Source organism: Bacteroidales bacterium, from assembly GCA_023229505.1.
Classification (GTDB): Bacteria; Bacteroidota; Bacteroidia; order Bacteroidales; family JAGOPY01; genus JAGOPY01.
In genome coordinates, this window is record JALNZD010000022.1 from 1 (window position 1) to 18,313 (window position 18,313).

Below are 18,313 nucleotides of genomic sequence, written 5' to 3' on the forward strand. Positions count from 1 at the left end.
AGGACCAGACTAATGATTGATATCAAAGTATCATAAGTTGAACGGTCTACACTGCACGGGGCAACGCTTAAATTTAGTAAGTTATTCTTTGTACGGACTATATTGTTCTATATTTAGGGACTAATGAATTATATAAAAGTCTAACGATACAACAAGGAATTCTTGAACAAAATCCAACAAGAGGTGAAGCAAAAGGATCTTATAACGGGATCATATATGGCTATGATAAATATTAGTAGAATATCTAGTTTAAATCTTTGTCTTATTATAAGTCTTTTCATAATAAGCAGTTGTAATTCAAATTTCAATTTTATTCATCTGTATTCTAAAGATGAGAGAAATTCAGTAACAAGAATTGAGTTCGAATCAATTAAATCAGGTAATTATACCTATTTTACTCCAGGTTTATATGAAAAATGTGAAATTCCTGTTTCATATATTAAACCTCTATATTCCGGATTCACATCTGGATTTGAGCTAATTATTTATTGGGAAAATGATACATGCAATTTCAATTATTACACTGGTGATTTTGATATTTTAAATCCACAACAAAAATTTAAAATACAAAAAGTTTCAATAGATAAATTTATTGAAATGAAAAGCGATACAACCGGTAGGTTCATTTATCAAATTGAAAAATCAATATTTAAATAAAGAATAATTTTTTCAAGTAGATAATAACTTCTATTATCAAATTATTAATGAATTTAAACTGTCTCTCCATCTTCTTTGATTTTCCGCAGGAGTTCTTCGATTTTATCAATAACCGATTCCGGGCAGGAGCCGATGCGGCCTACCAGCCTGATTTTTTTAAACTGCTCAATCCGGTCCAGCACAATCAGCGAATCGAACGTAAGTCCCATTTGTCGGCCTTCGGGGGTATCTTTCAGTACGGTAAGCGTGTAACGGTAATTTGCGGCTTAAATGCCCCGGTGAGAAAAATCAATTCAAATATCTTGGCGAAACAGATATATTACAAATTAAATTGAAAGTCAAGAAGAATTTTAAAAAAATAGATTTTCACAATTTCATTAAAAATTCCATAGTGTCTGTACCATCAGCATAATCCCATAGTTCCGGAAGTTGGCTGCGACCAGGAGGTATCGAAGCATCGATCTCTTTATGGCAGGATACTATGCATTGTATTTGGTCATGTAATTGGTATAAATGCTTGTTGAGCAGCTCAATGGAGTGGTAAGTTTCTGTATGGATAACTGAGATCGGGGACATCAGGGAAGGTTCTTCCATGACCAGCAGAAAACCGTTATCCCGGTGTTCAATCCTGTTGATCAGCATGATTGATTTATGATAATCATAATTATTCCGGTATTTATGGTGATCAGCCAGGAAGGAGTAATCGTCAAAGAACGGCATGATATCTTCGATACTTAATCCATCCGGCAGGTAAAGCTTGGATACATTGCGGCAGCCCAGGCCAAAGTACATAAAAATATCTGTAGCCAGCTTTTTCATCTCCTCTTCCGTCTCATGGCCGGAAATAATTGCCACACTATTGCGGTTTTTCCTGATGATATGCGGATACCTGCCAAAATAATAATCGAAATACCTGGAAGAATTATTATTACCGGTAGCGATGATAGCATCGAAATTCTTTAACGGCCCCTGGACCAGGCTGAAATGGTTTTTCAACCCGGCATTTATAGTGGTTAGTGTATCAAGGACAGCCGGAATGAGGTGGTCATCTGAGGAAGAAAGCCTGATCAGCGCATGGTTCCCTGATGCAAGAACGCAAATCAGGTCATGCAGACCAACCATAGGAATATTCCCGGCCATAATAATGCCAACTGAAGCCGGATTTTTATCTTCTTCAATTATTGGGCGGTACTTCCTGACCCATTGCGCTACTTTTTCCTCTTGCAGGGATTCGGCCCAGGCGGCATAAGCAAAACGGGTAAATGAAGGGATAAACCAGGGATTGTAATAGCAGCTGTTATCTATTTCAAATGTTAATAATGAAGCTTGCGATGGTTCACCTTCCGGCAGTATTTCTTCCTCCTGCGAAGCTTTTAAAAATTCCTTACCTAAGGAGGAGAAATCGTGTATTATTTGTTCAGTATGCATCTTCAGACAGAAAGCTCTTTTGTGCAAATTTAGGGTTAATTTAAATAAGCCGATTTATACCATTGACCATTTAAAAATTATATCTTTGTTCTTTGTTATATATTAAACAGTAACCAGATCAAAGCTCTAAAATCTAAACGAATATGAAAAAACACAATTTTTTCGCAGGTCCTTCCATTTTACCTGCATTTACGGTTGAAAAGACTGCAGAAGCTATCATGAATCTGAACGGTATCGGGCTATCGCTGATGGAAATCTCTCACCGCAGCAAAGAATTTCAGGCTGTGATCGATGAGGCGGTAGCACTTTTCAAAGAATTGTTAAATATTCCCGAAGGTTACTCTGTCATTTTCCTGGGTGGTGGAGCAAGTTTGCAATTTGCCATGTTACCTTATAACATGCTTGAAACCAAAGCAGCATACCTGAATACAGGCGAATGGGCCACAAAAGCAATCAAGGAAGCCAAACTTTTCGGAGAAGTTATTACGGTGGCATCTTCTGAGGATAAAACCTTCAATTATATCCCACGGGGGTTCAGTGTTCCTAAAGATGTGGATTATTTCCATGTTACCACTAATAACACTATTTACGGGACTGAATTATTTGAAGATTTTAATTTCGGGGTACCGCTGGTGGCTGATATGTCGTCGGATATTTTAAGCCGGCCAATTGATGTTTCCAAATATGCATTAATTTACGGAGGTGCCCAGAAGAACCTCGGCCCTGCCGGTGTTACATTCATTATAGTTAAAGACGATGCCGTTGGCAAAGTGACCCGTAAGATCCCAACCATGCTGAATTACAAGACCCATATCGATAAAGGGTCGCTTTTCAATACTCCTCCGGTGGTTCCAATTTTCGCATGCCTGCAAACGCTCAGGTGGTTAAAAGAACTAGGTGGTGTGAAGGCTATTGAAAAGATTAATATCCAGAAATCCGGAAAGCTTTATGCTGAAATTGACCGGAATCCAATGTTCCGTCCAACCATTCCAAATCCTGCTGACCAGTCGCGAATGAATGTATGTTTTGTGATGAATGATGAATTTAAACATCTCGAATCCGCTTTCCAGGAATTTGCTACTTCCAAGGGTATGGTCGGCATAAAAGGCCACCGTTCCGTGGGCGGTTTCAGGGCATCCCTTTACAATGCCCTGCCAATGGAAAGTGTTGATTTTTTGATCAGTACGATGAGGGATTTTGCCAATCAAAATTCCTGATCTATTTTTCCTTGATTATTAATCTTAATTCAAATGCTATGAGGAAAGTATTGGTTGCAACCGATAAACCTTTTGCCGCCATTGCCGTGAAAGGGATCCGTCAAATTGTTGAAAGCGCGGGTTATGAGCTTTTGCTCCTGGAAAAATATACAGATCCCACCGATCTGATCAAAGCTGTTGAACAAGTGGATGCCATGATTGTCCGCAGTGACCTGGTAACACCCGAAGTGATCCGTGCAGGAAAAAATCTGAAGATCGTTGTTCGGGCCGGTGCCGGTTATGACAACATTGACCTTCCCGCTTCGACTTCTGCCGGTGTGGTTGTTATGAATACACCGGGCCAGAATTCAAATGCTGTTGCTGAACTCGTCTTTGGCATGATGGTTTATCAGATCAGGAACTATTTCAACGGCTCCTCCGGAACCGAATTGCTGGGGAAGACACTCGGACTGCATGCTTATGGCAATGTTGGCAAAAATGTCGCCAGGATAGCCAAAGGATTTGGGATGGAAGTGTATGCCTTTGATCCATTCGTATCAGCAGATGTGATGGTTAAAGACGGTATCAAACCTGTTGCTGAAGTGCAGGAATTATACACAAAATGCCAGTTTGTATCTTTGCATATTCCGGCTAATGAAAAAACAAAGAAATCAATTGATTACGATTTACTTTCCAAAATGCCTAAAGGTGCAACCTTAATCAATACGGCCCGTAAAGAGGTGATCTGCGAAGATTCCTTGCAAAAAGTCTTTGCCGAAAGGGATGACTTCAGGTATGTATCGGATGTTGCCCCTGATTGCCTGGAAGCCTTGAAAGAAAAATTTACCGGCAGATTTTTTGTAACACCTAAAAAAATGGGTGCCCAGACTTCGGAAGCAAATGTGAATGCCGGACTGGCCGCAGCGAAACAAATTGTTGAATTTTTTGAAAAAGGAGATGTACGGTTCAAAGTAAACTAAAAAGTTATCTATAAAGTAAACCAATTAAAACAACTATTATGGATGCTGCATCAAATGAAAGGAACCTGACTTTTTTCAGGTTTGAAGACCTGAGGATTTACCACAAAGCACTTGAATACATGTCATGGGTGCATACAACCACGCTTTTATTTCCTGACACGTGCCAGGATAATATAGGGGCAAGGTTTAACGAGGCAGCCAGGGCAATTGCCTTGCATATTGCAGAGGGATCTGCGCGAAATAAAAGCCAGTTCATTTATTACCTGAAGATGGCTAAGAGTTCAGTCAGGGAATCCCTTGTACTTACTTCAGCTGTAAAAAAATTCGGTTACGTGACCGATAAACAGGAAGATGAATCAAGGAACTTCCTGATGGAATTGACTAAAATGATCGGTGCTCTGATATCTTCATTACAAAGGGGCCCCACAGGCGTCCGTGATTCGGATGACACTGACGAGGATCTGGATGTCCCGCACCATTCGTTTGACTCTGAACACTATTAAAACTAATTTAATATCGATTAACTGATTTTTATGGCAGTCATTAAATCTTTCCGGGGACTCAGACCCCCTGGGGAAATAGTTAAAGATTTAGCTTCCAGGCCATATGATGTACTGGATTCCGAGGAAGCAAGAGTGGAAGTTAAGGGAAACGAATATTCCCTTCTTCATATTATCAAACCCGAAGTAGACCTTCCGCCTGAAACAGACCACTATGCTTCACAAGTTTATGATAAGGCTGCTGAGAATTTCAGAAAATTCCAGGATCAGGGCTGGCTAAGAGATGATGAAGCTGCATATCTTTATATCTACGCCCAGACTATGAATGGCAAAACCCAATATGGCCTGGTAGCCTGCGCTTCCGTTGATGATTACCTTAAAGGCGTGATCCGGAAGCATGAGCTGACCCGGCCGGATAAAGAAGAAGACAGAAAAAAACATGTCAGGGTAACCAATGCTAACATGGAACCGGTCTTTTTTACCTACCCTGCAAATCCTCGGGTTGACCGGATTATTTCAACTTTTGTGGCAATAAATGCACCTGAATATGATTTTATTTCGACCGATGGAATAGGACACCATTTTTGGGTGATCAGGGACCAGAAGATCATCGGAGAACTAATCGGGCTTTTTGCCGAAATCCCATTTGTTTACGTGGCCGATGGCCATCACCGGACTGCCGCTGCAGCGCTGGTCGGAAATGAAAAGAAAGAAGCCAATCCAAACCATAATGGCTCTGAAGAGTATAATTACTTCCTTGCCGTCCATTTCCCGGATAATCAGCTTACAATCATCGATTATAACCGTGTAGTCAAAGACTTGAATGGTCTGAGTAAAGAAGCCTTGTTAGGAAAATTAAAAAAGGGCTTTGAGGTTGAAGAGAAAGGCCATGAAATATACAGACCCGGACTTTTGCATAATTTCAGCATGTATCATGATGGAAAATGGTACTCACTGACGGCAAAACCCGGAACCTATAATGACCATGATCCGATCGGTGTGCTTGATGTAACCATCCTTTCCAAACTTGTACTTGATGAGATTCTGGGGATTAAAGACCTGAGACGGGATAAAAGAATTGATTTTATTGGCGGGATCCGTGGATTGGGTGAGTTGAAAAGACGTGTCGACAGTGGAGAAATGGCCGTTGCTTTTGCGTTATACCCGGTTTCGATGAAGCAGCTCATTGATATTGCAGACAGCGGGAATATCATGCCGCCTAAAACCTCCTGGTTTGAACCTAAACTTAGAAGCGGACTTGTTGTTCACAAATTGGATTAAAAATATAAAACAATGGAAATCAAACAAATCATTCTTAAAACTCTCAGGGATTCGAAAGAGCCCCTTAAATGCGGAGAAGTAGCTGAAAAATGCGGCCAGGATAAAGAAGCTGTTGATAAAGCCATAAAAGTCCTGGTTAAAGAAAATTTGGTTACTTCGCCAAAGCGGTGCTACTACCAGGCTAAATAATAGGTTAAAGGTCCAGAAAATCCTGGAACAAAACCTGCACGTAGGATTCTCCTTTACGTATAAATGCTTCTTCCTTTTCAGGAGTTGTCCCTTCAGGGAAGTCTTTTTTATAGTAATGATTCCAATTCATGCTGTAAACAATTTCCCCTTCGGGGGATTTCCAGGTATAGCCGTCATTTAGCACGATATAAGCGTACTCCGGTGCATAGGGATTGAAAAGGTTGTCCCCCCAGTTGAATTCATCTGCCGGAAGGTTTAGCTGCTTCAGAATGGTTTTTGTCAGGCAACTGTTGTCGGAGATCCTATCGGATTTCACCCCCCTGAATTCATCTTTTAACACGTTTCCGTAAAAAAACAATGGGATGCGATGGTACTCATAGCTTTCATAGCGCCAGTTCATGTATGAATTATGGCCATGGTCAGCGATAATAATGAACAGAGTATTATCGAACCATGGCTGTTTGCGGGCCATTTCAAAATATTCACCGAGACATTTATCGGCATAATAAGCTGAGTTTATAAATGGATTTTCAGGCCCTGCCCAGTCGAGCACAGGATCCATCGGGAAATCATAAGGTGAGTGTGAACTTAATGTGAATACGACGCTGAAGAAGGGTTCCTTTGCGTCTTTCATTTCATCGATATGAATCCGGTAAAGGTATTCATCATGTACCCCAAGGCGCCCTCTTGGAATGGAAGGATCAATGTCGGCTTCTTCAAACATCTTTTCAAACTGGTTAAATAGTAAATAAGCCCGCATGTTCCCGTAATCAAGCTGGCCGCCGAAATAAAAAGAAGTGTTGTATCCCGCAGCATTCAGGGTTTTGACCATGCTTGGCATTTTTCTGAATTTTTCGGGATTAGCAGTGAATGTCGTATAGGGCAATGCAGGATGTCCGCCGAATATGGTAGCGGCAGCTTCGTGCGACCTGTTCCCGGTGCTGTAAAACCGTGTAAACAATAATCCTTCCTTCTCCAATTTGGCGAATTCCGGAGTAATGCCGGGCCTGGCCCCTAATGATTCGATGATGTCAGCGGTCCAGCTCTCCATTAACAGGATTACGATGTTAGGTCTGCTACTGTTAAGGATGCTTATTGTCGTATCCTTTTCAGTGCGCAAAATATCTTCCACCGTTTTCCTGGCATCTTTAAGGTCATAGAATTGGTAAGCATTCGACTTTTTATACCTGCTGGTCTCCATTACATTGACCGCAAACTGATAACCTGAATTAACCGCAGCCCAGTTCAGTATGCTGTGATGAGAATAATGCGCAGAGCTTTGCGAAATAGCTATATCATTTATGCCACCCCTTAGCAGGACGAAAAGCAATGGAACTGCGACGATGAAGAAGACAACAGAGGAATAGATCAACCGTGACCTTTCCAAGATTTTCATATAAAACACTTTGGAATACAGGATGAAAGAACTACCTGTCATTACTACCAGGAAGAATAACAAACTGAAGAACTGCTCGGCAGAAATGGAATAATACGCTTCTGATATATGCTTCACATGGGCGAAGGCACTGGTCGACAATTTGCATTTCCATTCTGCAAATGAACCCAGCTCAACTGCTGTAATGAGCGACCAAACCAGTATCAATATAAACGTGTATACTTTGTTAACCGTATTTAGCCATCGTGCCTTAAATAATCCCTGGATCAACAGAAATAAAGATGGAATGATCAGGATATAGGCTGCTGTGGCAGTGTCGAGTTTCAGGCCATGCCAGAAAGAAAGTAGGGCCTCCCCTGTTGTTATATCTTCAAGCTTCAGTAAATTAATATGATAGATGAGGAAAACAGCTCTGAGAAGGAAGAAAAAAATCATCCAGAACAGGTATTGGCGGATTAGCGAGAAAAAGAGTCGTTTCAATTTTTTGAATTTTGCCGCAAATTTATTGATAAAGCCGTTAATCTGTCTTAAATTTGTTTGAGCATTAAAATAGCATCATGTCTATCCGTATTAATCTGACGCAGTTACACAGGGAAATTCCGTCCAATGTCAAAATTGTGGCAGTTTCTAAAACCATGCCGGTCGAGATAATATTGGAAGCCTATAACGCAGGTCATCGACTTTTTGGTGAAAACAAATCACAGGAACTGATCACGAAACAACCATTTCTTCCGCCAGATATACGGTGGCATTTTATCGGGCATCTTCAGAGCAACAAAGTAAAGTATATTGCCCCATTTGTCGAAATGATCGAATCGGTTGATTCCCTGAAACTATTGCAGGAAATCAATAAACAAGCTGAAAAGCATGGCCGCCTGATCAGGTGCCTGCTTCAATTTCATATTGCCACCGAAGAAACCAAATTCGGTCTTGACCTGCAAGAAGCCGAATTGCTGCTGAAAAGCCGGGAGTATGCTGAGATGAAGAATATCAGCCTGAACGGGGTAATGGGCATGGCCTCCTTTACGGATGATACAGCGCTGATCCGGTGGGAATTCCGCAGTCTGAAGACTGCGTTAATTCACTTGAAAAACTCGTTTTTCAAGGAAAGTCCGGAATTTTGTGAAATCAGCATGGGCATGACTGGTGATTACAAGATTGCGATTGAGGAAGGCAGCACCATCGTCCGGATTGGAACAGGAATTTTTGGGAAGGTTTAAGTTTTAAGTTTCAATCCTCTTCACTCCATCTCCGACCTCCGGCAGGTAAAACTGAGCTTCCAGGCCGGTTTTTTCTTTATAGGCTTTTGAAACTCCGGAAATAAATTCTTCAAGATTTTCTTCTTTAACGAAGGCTACAGTGCATCCCCCGAATCCTGCACCGGTCATTCTTGCTCCTAAAACTCCTTTTTGATTCAAAGAGATTTCGACCAGGGAATCAAGTTCAAAACCCGTCACTTCATAGTCATCGCGAAGGGATTTGTGTGATTGCACCATCAGTTGTCCAAAATATTGAAAATCCCTATTCATCAGGGCTTTAACAGCTTCCAGGACACGCTGGTTTTCCGTAACGATGTGCCTGGCCCTTTTCAGCACTACTTCATCCCTGATCAGTTGATTTTGTTCCATAAATTGTTGGTATCCTACTTCACCGAGAGAATTAATACTGAGGGATTCTGAGAGGTAATCCACAGCTTTCCTGCACTCGGCAACTCTTTCATTATATTTTGAATCTTTCAGTCCCCGTTTTTTATTAGTATTGGTGATCACTAAACGGTATCCTGGTAAATTCAGCGGTACATGCTGGAAGGCAAGTGTTCCGCAGTTCAGGAAAATAGCATGATTCATTTTCCCCTGCCCTACCGCGAACTGATCCATAATGCCGCAATTGACCCCGATAAATTCATTCTCGGCCTTCCTGCACAAATGAATGAGATCCATGACATTATATCCCCAACCATATAAATCATTTAACGCGAAGGCGGTAACCATTTCAATGGATGCAGACGAAGATAATCCTGCTGCCGGTGGAATATTGCCGGCGTAATAAAATTGAAGCCCTCCGGTTTTATTCCCTTTCTGAGAAAACATTTCGATGACTCCTAATGGATAATTGATCCATTCCTGGCCGGATTTTTCGTATTTATCCCTGAGTGGCAACTTCAGGGTATAACTAAATCCCTGGCTTTGAAATTCAAGATAAGGTTCATCCGTTTTCCTGACGCTTAAATAAGTCCCGAAACTTAAAGCGCAAGGCAGTACAAAACCATTATTGTAGTCGGTATGTTCACCGATAAGGTTTACCCGGCCGGGGGCAAAATAAAAATGAACATCTTCTTCACTTACGCCGTAGATTTGCAGGAATTGGGATATCAGTTGTTTATTTTCCATAGGAACAGAGATACAATTGAAATAAATTGAAATAAATGGAATACACATTACGTAAATTTATGCGTATTTGATCCAATCAACAAATATAATCCACAAGCCAGAATAAACACTGTTAATTGATGATCTTTCTTAAATAATTTGTATTTTTGCGCCGGTTTTAAGTCCGATGGACCCGTAGCTTAATTGGATAGAGCATCTGACTACGGATCAGAAGGTTGAAGGTTCGACTCCTTTCGGGTTCACTTCAAAGTTGACAGTAGGCAGTAGGCAGTTGGCAGTAAATGCCGGCTGCTTTTTGCATTTACAAGCGAAACAACAAACAACGATTGAGATAAGCAATTTTTTAGACAGAATTGTTAATACCCCCTCCTTCCCACCGGGTATATTTCCCAAAATTCCGGGGAAACAGATAAAAACTACATTTATCCTGGTATTCCTGCCAGGTCTGAAAGTTTGCCAATTAGGTAATATTGGTCTTCTAATGAAAGTTCATCCAGACTGGGAATTGTCGTAAAGTAATTCAGGATATTATTTTTGACCCGAATCATCTTTTTTCTTTTCCAGGTTCTTAGGCCCTTTTTTCCTCTTCTTTGTTTATCATTATTAAATTCATCCCGGAATATTGATCTTATCCCGTCACAAACCCTGTCAATATTTATTTCCTCTTGCAATGTAATGACTTCATTGGGTTTATTTCTTTCATATTCCCCCTTGAAACTTATTGATGTAATCCTGTTATTCATTAAATATTGCTTTAGCTTATCCAGTTCAGCCCACATTTGATAATACTTTCCTGAATAGTTATCCTTGTCATCACCTGACTGAGTTTCTTTTTCAATCCAGAGAAGTATGAAGCAAATCTCCAGGATGGCCTGGTCTTCGGAAATATCATATTCAATAAGAAGGGCCGCCACTTCATCATATCTTTGCCTGTCAATTATCATATTATAATCAAAGCCCCCTTGTGAATTGTAATCCAGGGGGAAAAACTTATCAATCCTATGAAGATCAATTGCTAATTTTATTTTTGGGCCTGTTTGCATTGGTGCTGGATTTGTAAGGATGGATTATTCAACATATTTGAATTGGTTATCACAATATACGAAATTTCTCAACATTCCGGGTATAAGCTTACTAAAATTCCGCTAAACAAGAAAAAGGAACTATGAAATCAATAAAGCAAGTTTACCAGGACATCAGATTTAGATTCGAGAAATAGCCTCACCATGATAAGGCATAAAGCTGGGTTTGGTGATGGCAAAGTGACCATAAGTAGTAATGATTGCCGGCTGCTTTTTGCATTTTATATGGCTTCGGTTTATTTCTTTACTTTGCAGATAATTCCAAAAATTATACTTTCATTTGTCTGATGGAATTATTCAAAATTGAATCGGAGGATCATCTTCAAGTACAAGTTTATTCCTGGGTCCCTGAAAAACCTGTGGTTATCCTGCAAATCGCTCATGGCATGATGGAGCATGCCTTGCGCTATGATCATGTAGCCAGGTGGATGAACGAGCATCGGATTGCCGTTTATGCATCCGATCACATCGGGCATGGGCTCACCGCTAAAACTTCCTCAGACCTGGGGCATTTTCCCCGCGAGGACGATTGGCAGCGATCGGTTGAAATTCTTCATATTTTAACCCAAAAGATTCGTGCGGAACATCCCGGAATCCCGGTTTTTCTCCTTGGACACAGCATGGGTTCGGTATTGGCGCAGACTTATATGATGAAGCACGGACGGGAAGCCGATGGTTTTATCCTTTCCGGCGCTGTCCGGCAATCCACATTCATGGCCAACATTGGTCTTATTATCGCTGGCACGTTATCATTCTTTTTTGGACCGGCAGACTGCTCTAAATTATTGATCTTCCTGGGATACGGGCAATATAATAACAGGCTGAGGCCTAAACGGACAGCATTTGATTGGCTTTGCAGCGAGGAAAGTATAGTGGATGAATATATAAGCTCGCCCCTCTGCGGATTTCCCTGCTCTAACCGGTTTTATCAGAACTTTTTCTATGGCTTTAAATATATCTCCAAACTCGACAATCTGAAGCAGATTCCGGCCGGAACACCGGTGTACATCTTTGCAGGCAGGATGGACCCTGCGGGTAAATTCGGAAAAGATCCGCAGAAGATCAACTATTTGCTTTCAAAATTCTCCCGGGCACAGGTCCTGATGAAACTATACAGTAACGGCCGTCACGAAATGCTGAACGAAATGAACCGGGAGGAAGTTTATGGGGATTTGGTGGAATGGATCAAAGAGAGAATTAGTCTTCAGTCAGCAGTCAACAGTCAGCAATTGAAACTAGAAACTAGAAACTAGAAACTTGGAATTTGGAATGAATAGGCGAATTATTGATATCATCGAAAAGTACTATCCTCCAGGCTCAATCGGATACAACATCTATTTGCCGCATTCCCAGGCGGTGAAGGAACTTGCGCTAAAGATTGCCCGGTCGCATCCGCAGTTCCATGCTGATGAGGATGTTATTGAGTTTGGAGGGATGTTGCATGATATCGGGATTTTCTACACGGATGCCCCTGAAATCGGTTGTTTTGGTGATCTCCCTTATATTGCACATGGCTATAAAGGGCGGGAATTACTCGAAAAGGAAGGCCTTCCGTTGATTGCACCGATTTGCGAACGACATATCGGCGTGGGGATTTCACTTGAAGATATTGAAAAGCACCATCTCCCCCTTCCAAAAAGGGATATGACACCCCAGACCATCGAAGAAAAAATTATTTGTTACGCTGACAAATTCTTCTCAAAATCAGCAGATGATCTCCTTCTGCCTAAACCTTTGGAGAAGGTGAAAAAGAGCGTTAGTAAATACGGTGAGGATAAATGGAAAGTATTTGAGGAGATGATGGGGCTTTTTGGGACTGACATTATTTATTTGTGATTGAATATTCGCGAAAATTCGCGTCATTCGCGTTCTATTTACATTACTTAGCTTCGAAAACCAGTTCCCCGTTCAGGTAAGTCTTAAGCACTTTAATACCTGGAATTTCAGCCTGATTTATTGTCATGATATCCTTCTCAAGTATAACAAAGTCCGCGAATTTCCCCGCTTCAATGCTGCCTTTTATGTCTTCTTCGAAATTCCCTTTTGCTGCCCAGATGGTTATTGAGCGAAGGGCTTCTTCTCGGCTCAGGGCATTTTCTATCTGGTAACCACCCTCAGGGTATCCTGTTTCATCCATTCTGGCAACCGCAGCATAAAACGTCAGCAAAGGATTGATCTCCTCGATTGGAAAATCAGTACCGTTGACCAACCAACCGTTTTGCTGCAGCAACTTATTGTAAGCATAAGCTCCTTTAACCCGGTCTGTTCCTAATCTGGATTCAGCCCAGTACATATCTGAAGTGCAATAGGTGCTTTGGATAGAAGGAATTATATTGAATTTTGCAAAAAGCTGAAAATCATCGGGATGAACTACCTGAGCATGTTCAATGCGCCAACGCTTGTCATTATGCCCTTTCAGTACTTCACCATACAAATGAAGCATCATCCGGTTGGCCGAATCACCGATGCAGTGGGTATTGACCTGGAAATTTTTATCATAAGCTTTGATAAGGATATCCCGGAAATAATCGGGTTCAGACATCCGGATGCCATAATTTCCCGGGTCATCGCTATATGGCTCCAGCAATAAAGCGCCTCTTGAGCCTAACGCACCATCGGCATAAAGCTTGATTGAATTTACTGTCAGCCTTTCTTTCTGAAACGCCCCTTTTTCAACAAACTCCCTGATATTTTTATCGGTAGGGCTTAACATGGCATTGATCCGCATTTTTAATTTCCCGGATTGCTGCAAAGAATCGATCATCATGATGGTTTCGAAATCAAGTCCGGCATCCACTACAGACGTTAGTCCGACTTTAAAGCAATCGTCTTGGGCACTTATCAGGGCATTTTCTTTTTGAAGTTTATCATCTTCCGGAATAGCTCCCTTCATCAGGTCGGCTGCATTATCGAGCAGAATTCCTGTCGGTTTACCATCATGAAGGATTACATCTCCCCCTTCCATTTTGGTTTGGGCAGTAATGCCAGCCAAGCGGAGCGCTTCACTGTTAGCCAAAACTGCATGCCCATCCACCCGTGTCAATACAACCGGGTTCTCCGGGAAAAGCTGGTCAAGCATTGATTTGTCAGGAAACTCTTTCAGTTCCCAATCGTTCTGATCCCAACCCCTGCCTAAAATCCAGCCATTGGGATGATTTTCATGGTATTTCCGAAGCAATTGAAGGATTTCATCGAACGAACGGGTTCCTTTGAGATTAACCGACTGATGAAGCCCGAGTGCGTAGCCATAAAAGTGGCAATGGCCATCAATCAACCCCGGAAAAACCGGCTTTCCCCCGGCATCAATAACCAGTTCCGATTCGAATGATTTCAGTATTTCTTCATTGGTCCCTGTGGCTAAAAAAAGTCCTTTGCCAACCGCAAATGCTTGTTTCGTGGTGAAAGATGAATCAACGGTGTAGACCAGCCCATTGATAAGGATAAAGTCAGCTTTCTCACTCATATTACAGCCGGTAAAAATGATCAGCGATATTAAAAGGAACGTGTGTATTTTTCCCATCATTAAGATTCCACATTTAATTGTTTCGAACAAAATTAAAAAAAGCCTGTTAATTAAAATCTTTATCAAGGCGATCTAAAAGATAAAACCTTATTATATTTGTAACCATGAAATAAAAAGCAAGAACATGAATAAAAGAAAAATACAACCAAGCTTAATATTTATCGCCACTGTGATCATTGCCGGTGCCTTTTTCCGCTTTATCCCCCACTGGCCAAATTTCACACCTATTGCTGCGATGGCTTTATTTGGAGGGGCATACATCGGCAGGAAGCACCTTGCTTTTCTGATTCCCTTTGCAGCCATGTTCCTTAGTGACCTGGTACTTGGTTTACATAAAGATATGTGGGCGGTATACCTTGCATTTGGCCTGACCGTGTTGATTGGTACCTGGATCAGGAGCAATATACGATTTGCAACTGTAGTAGCGGCGTCCGTTGGATCTTCTGTCATATTTTTCCTGCTTACCAACTTTGCTTCCTGGCTCGCCAGCCCATTTTATCCTCAAACTTTTGGCGGGCTAATGCAATCTTATATCGCCGGCCTGGCATTCATTAATAATGGCTCGCTTGGGATTTCCTTCTTCCTCAATGAAATCGCGGGTGCACTGTTCTATAATGGAATATTTTTTGGGATTTATTCTTTTGCCAGGCATCGGCTCCCATCTCTTTCCAGGGCGTCATGAACATCTTTTTTTTCAGAAGGCCTAAGCCCAGGCCTTTCAATTACAAGCCGATTTATTACGATCCGGAAAAAGAGGAAGCTGAAGAGCGAAAAAAAACCCTGAATGCTTTACAGGATAAAGACCCCAGGGAGCACATGCGGGCAGAGATAAGAAGAAAATGGAAAGTTGAGAGAAAGAGTGCTGATAAAAGGAATCAGGTATACCGGATTTTCTTTTATCTATTCCTTGCTGTTTTTGCAATATACCTGATCTTTTTTACAGACTTTGTCGACAAGTTTGTTTCATTTTTCGTCCGGTAAATAATGGCTGACATCATTCAACTCCTTCCTGATTCTGTAGCCAATCAGATAGCTGCCGGGGAAGTTATTCTCCGCCCGGCCTCCGCTGTTAAGGAGTTGCTTGAAAATGCCATTGATGCAGGTGCGACGGAAATCAACCTGATTATTAAAGACGCGGGAAAGACACTTATTCACGTGGTAGATAACGGAGGCGGGATGTCGGAAAGGGATGCCCGTATGTCATTCGAACGGCACGCGACCAGCAAGATCAGGCAGGCAAACGACCTTTTCGCGATCCGAACGCTGGGTTTCAGGGGCGAAGCCCTGGCTTCCATAGCTGCTATCGCCCAGGTTGAAATGAAAACGCGCAGACACGAGGATGAATTGGGAACATTGGTTGAAGTTGAAGGATCACGCGTTAAAAACCAGGTGAACTGCAGTTGCCCGGCCGGGACATCCGTCCAGGTTAAAAACCTTTTTTTTAATGTTCCGGCAAGAAGAAGTTTTTTAAAAGCAGAATCGGCTGAGCAAAAGCACATTGTAGATGAGTTTTTTCGTGTTTCCCTGGTTTATCACGAAGTCCGATTCACTTTCCATCAGAATCAAAAAATTCTTTACCAGTTGCAGGTAACAGGCAGAAAACAGCGCATTCTTGCTTTGTTTGGCTCCGGTTATAACGAGCGGCTTATGCCGGTAGAACACATCTCCGATGCCATTTCCATCACTGGTTTCATTGGAAAGCCGGAATTTGCGCGTAAAACCCGTGGCGAACAATTTTTTTTTGTCAACGGGAGGTATATCCGTCACCCTTACCTCCATCATTCCATTGAAAGCGCCTATCGGGAGCTAATTCCCATTGATGCAGTGCCAAGTTATTTTATTTACATCGATACAGATCCCGGCACCATTGACATCAATATCCACCCCACAAAAACGGAGGTAAATTTCCTTGACAACAAAGTGATATATGCTGTCATCCGGTCTGCTGTGAGGCAATGTTTAGGCTTGAATAACATATTGGACAGCATTGACTTTAATGTGGAACGAAGCCACGATTATTCACCTCCGAAAGATGGGCGTCAGGTAAAGAACCCATTTGATGTACCACCATCGGACTACAATCCATTTGACCATTCCGTCGATAAAAAGAAACCGACAGGTGAACCTTGGTTTAAAGCGCCCGTTAAGGGATGGGAAGGCCTTTATGATAACAATGACTTCAAAGGCATTCAGTCACCTCAGAACGATGGTCTGTTCAGTGAAACCGAATTTCAAACCGCATCTCAGGAAGCTGACAGGGCAAGCGTTTTCCAGTTCCATAACCGCTACTTGGTCAGCAGTATCAAATCGGGCCTGGTTGTGATCGATCAGCAGCGGGCCCATGAAAGGATCCTTTATGAACAATACCTGGACCGTATCCAGCATCATCAGCAAATAATCCAACATGAGCTATTTCCTTTTCAGGTTTCATTTGGTCCAAGTGACGGTGAATTGGTCGATGAGATAATGGAAGACCTGAATATCCTTGGATTTCACCTGAACAAACTTGGGAAAAATACGTTTGTTGTATCAGGTACTCCATCCGGTATGCAGGACACGGACCTGCAGGCGCTATTGGAAGATTTATTAGACCAGTATAAGAAGAATCTTGTTGATTTGGGTTTGGATAAAAGCACTAATTTAGCACGCTCTTTGGCTTTCAGTGTGTCTGCTAAATCAGGCAGACGGTTTTTTACAGAAGAGATGAGCCATCTTATTGATGAGCTATTTTCCTGTAAAGCCCCGGATTTAACTCCTGACGGGCGAAAGGTTTTTACTATCATCCCGGTGGATCAAATCAACCAATTACTAAACCGTTAATACGGGTTTAATATGACAGAACAGTTCAGACCGAGGGGATTTTCCTTATTACCGACTCTGGTGAAGAATCTGCTGATCATCAATGGATTAATGTTCATTGCGCAGATTGTAGCGGAGAAATCATTCGGTGTCAACCTCGAAGATTTACTTGGCTTGCATTATCCGGCTTCCATGGCATTCAGGCCCTGGCAGTTTATTACATACATGTTCCTTCATGGTAATTTTTGGCACCTGTTTTTCAATATGTTTGCCCTTTGGATGTTCGGGTATGCTTTAGAAAACATATGGGGGCCCAGGCGTTTCCTGATCTATTACTTTGCCACCGGAATCGGAGCGGGATTAGTTCAATGCCTCGTCATTTTCATTACTGTCAACCCTACAGTGATACTGCTTAATGGGTTAATCGCCGATCCTAATGCCCCCGCGATCTTTGATTTCATCAATCAACATGCCCTTCAGATTAATCAATATTCCGGTGATATTTATTCCCAGGCACAAAAGTTCCAGGAAGCCCTGCAAACCCTTGCTTACAGCCCTGAAAACCGCCAGGCTTTGCAAATTGCGCATGACTTCCTGGTGGATTACCGGGAATATTACCTCAGCCTTCCAAATGTAATTGGTGCGTCAGGTGCTGTTTTTGGCATCTTACTGGCCTTTGGTATGCTTTTCCCGAATACACTGATCTTTATCTATTTCCTTTTCCCGATAAAAGCTAAATATTTCGTGATCATTTATGGTCTTATTCAATTGTTTTATGGTTTCAGCGGGGCAGATTCCAATGTTGCCCATTTCGCACACCTTGGCGGCATGATATTTGGATTTTTCCTGATTCTTTACTGGAAGAAACGAGGCAGGTTATATTAATGTAATC

19 protein-coding genes and 1 tRNA gene are annotated in these 18,313 nt (G+C 41.9%); 14 read left to right on the top strand and 6 right to left on the bottom strand.

Going from position 1 to position 18,313, the window contains the following annotated elements:
• Positions 1 to 183: 183 nt before the first annotated feature.
• The gene (locus M0Q51_09260) at positions 184 to 657 is read left to right on the top strand and encodes a hypothetical protein (protein ID MCK9400165.1); all 474 of its coding nucleotides are present in this window, start codon (positions 184 to 186) and stop codon (positions 655 to 657) included.
• Between the two features lie 53 nt (positions 658 to 710).
• Here the strand turns inward: M0Q51_09260 and M0Q51_09265 are convergent, their stop codons facing one another.
• Together M0Q51_09265 and M0Q51_09270 are read right to left on the bottom strand one after the other, a co-directional pair.
• A complete protein-coding gene (locus M0Q51_09265) occupies positions 711 to 866 on the bottom strand; it encodes a type II toxin-antitoxin system PemK/MazF family toxin (GenBank protein ID MCK9400166.1) in 156 nt (51 codons plus the stop codon).
• A gap of 157 nt (positions 867 to 1,023) precedes the next feature.
• The gene (locus M0Q51_09270; protein ID MCK9400167.1) at positions 1,024 to 2,085 is read right to left on the bottom strand and encodes a hypothetical protein; all 1,062 of its coding nucleotides are present in this window, start codon (positions 2,083 to 2,085) and stop codon (positions 1,024 to 1,026) included.
• A 143-nt stretch (positions 2,086 to 2,228) separates the two neighbouring features.
• Here M0Q51_09270 and serC point away from each other — a divergent pair, with 143 nt between their 5' ends.
• The 5 genes from serC to M0Q51_09295 are packed head-to-tail and all read left to right on the top strand — an operon-like array spanning position 2,229 to position 6,231.
• Positions 2,229 to 3,302 carry a 3-phosphoserine/phosphohydroxythreonine transaminase gene (gene serC, locus M0Q51_09275; GenBank protein ID MCK9400168.1) on the top strand — a complete coding sequence of 358 codons (1,074 nt, stop codon included), beginning with the start codon at positions 2,229 to 2,231 and terminating at the stop codon, positions 3,300 to 3,302.
• A 38-nt stretch (positions 3,303 to 3,340) separates the two neighbouring features.
• Positions 3,341 to 4,261 (top strand): 3-phosphoglycerate dehydrogenase, encoded by a 921-nt coding sequence (locus M0Q51_09280; protein MCK9400169.1) that lies wholly within the window; start codon positions 3,341 to 3,343, stop codon positions 4,259 to 4,261.
• Positions 4,262 to 4,299: 38 nt separating this feature from the next.
• On the top strand, positions 4,300 to 4,764 hold the full coding sequence (locus tag M0Q51_09285; protein ID MCK9400170.1) for a four helix bundle protein: 465 nt from the start codon (positions 4,300 to 4,302) through the stop codon (positions 4,762 to 4,764).
• A 30-nt stretch (positions 4,765 to 4,794) separates the two neighbouring features.
• Positions 4,795 to 6,042 (top strand): DUF1015 family protein, encoded by a 1,248-nt coding sequence (locus M0Q51_09290; GenBank protein MCK9400171.1) that lies wholly within the window; start codon positions 4,795 to 4,797, stop codon positions 6,040 to 6,042.
• A gap of 12 nt (positions 6,043 to 6,054) precedes the next feature.
• Complete coding sequence (locus tag M0Q51_09295) at positions 6,055 to 6,231, top strand: MarR family transcriptional regulator (protein ID MCK9400172.1); 177 nt, start codon at positions 6,055 to 6,057, stop codon at positions 6,229 to 6,231.
• 4 nt (positions 6,232 to 6,235) lie between these two features.
• On the opposite strand, the gene M0Q51_09300 is transcribed toward M0Q51_09295, so the two are convergent.
• On the bottom strand, positions 6,236 to 8,107 hold the full coding sequence (locus M0Q51_09300; GenBank protein MCK9400173.1) for a sulfatase-like hydrolase/transferase: 1,872 nt from the start codon (positions 8,105 to 8,107) through the stop codon (positions 6,236 to 6,238).
• A 77-nt stretch (positions 8,108 to 8,184) separates the two neighbouring features.
• Between M0Q51_09300 and M0Q51_09305 the strand changes: the two genes are divergently transcribed.
• On the top strand, positions 8,185 to 8,847 hold the full coding sequence (locus M0Q51_09305) for a YggS family pyridoxal phosphate-dependent enzyme (protein ID MCK9400174.1): 663 nt from the start codon (positions 8,185 to 8,187) through the stop codon (positions 8,845 to 8,847).
• A gap of 3 nt (positions 8,848 to 8,850) precedes the next feature.
• On the opposite strand, the gene M0Q51_09310 is transcribed toward M0Q51_09305, so the two are convergent.
• Entirely contained in the window at positions 8,851 to 10,017 is a 1,167-nt protein-coding gene (locus tag M0Q51_09310; GenBank protein ID MCK9400175.1) for a galactokinase, read from the bottom strand.
• Between the two features lie 168 nt (positions 10,018 to 10,185).
• Between M0Q51_09310 and M0Q51_09315 the strand changes: the two genes are divergently transcribed.
• A tRNA-Arg gene (locus tag M0Q51_09315) sits at positions 10,186 to 10,259 on the top strand.
• Between the two features lie 180 nt (positions 10,260 to 10,439).
• On the opposite strand, the gene M0Q51_09320 is transcribed toward M0Q51_09315, so the two are convergent.
• Entirely contained in the window at positions 10,440 to 11,060 is a 621-nt protein-coding gene (locus tag M0Q51_09320; protein ID MCK9400176.1) for a hypothetical protein, read from the bottom strand.
• Between the two features lie 326 nt (positions 11,061 to 11,386).
• Here M0Q51_09320 and M0Q51_09325 point away from each other — a divergent pair, with 326 nt between their 5' ends.
• Both M0Q51_09325 and M0Q51_09330 read left to right on the top strand, forming a co-directional pair.
• Positions 11,387 to 12,352, top strand: coding sequence for a lysophospholipase (locus M0Q51_09325; protein MCK9400177.1), 966 nt, complete (start codon positions 11,387 to 11,389; stop codon positions 12,350 to 12,352).
• A gap of 16 nt (positions 12,353 to 12,368) precedes the next feature.
• A complete protein-coding gene (locus M0Q51_09330) occupies positions 12,369 to 12,935 on the top strand; it encodes an HD domain-containing protein (protein MCK9400178.1) in 567 nt (188 codons plus the stop codon).
• Positions 12,936 to 12,978: 43 nt separating this feature from the next.
• Here M0Q51_09330 and M0Q51_09335 read toward each other — a convergent pair whose 3' ends face one another.
• Entirely contained in the window at positions 12,979 to 14,622 is a 1,644-nt protein-coding gene (locus M0Q51_09335) for an amidohydrolase (protein ID MCK9400179.1), read from the bottom strand.
• 124 nt (positions 14,623 to 14,746) lie between these two features.
• Between M0Q51_09335 and M0Q51_09340 the strand changes: the two genes are divergently transcribed.
• The 4 genes from M0Q51_09340 to M0Q51_09355 are packed head-to-tail and all read left to right on the top strand — an operon-like array spanning position 14,747 to position 18,306.
• A complete protein-coding gene (locus tag M0Q51_09340; GenBank protein ID MCK9400180.1) occupies positions 14,747 to 15,304 on the top strand; it encodes a hypothetical protein in 558 nt (185 codons plus the stop codon).
• Positions 15,301 to 15,603 (top strand): hypothetical protein, encoded by a 303-nt coding sequence (locus tag M0Q51_09345; GenBank protein ID MCK9400181.1) that lies wholly within the window; start codon positions 15,301 to 15,303, stop codon positions 15,601 to 15,603. The genes M0Q51_09340 and M0Q51_09345 overlap by 4 nt, the downstream gene beginning before the upstream one ends.
• 3 nt (positions 15,604 to 15,606) lie before the next feature.
• Entirely contained in the window at positions 15,607 to 17,442 is a 1,836-nt protein-coding gene (gene mutL / locus M0Q51_09350) for a DNA mismatch repair endonuclease MutL (GenBank protein ID MCK9400182.1), read from the top strand.
• A 12-nt stretch (positions 17,443 to 17,454) separates the two neighbouring features.
• Positions 17,455 to 18,306, top strand: a complete 852-nt coding sequence (locus tag M0Q51_09355; GenBank protein ID MCK9400183.1) for a rhomboid family intramembrane serine protease — start codon at positions 17,455 to 17,457, stop codon at positions 18,304 to 18,306.
• The last annotated feature ends 7 nt before the right edge of the window (positions 18,307 to 18,313 follow it).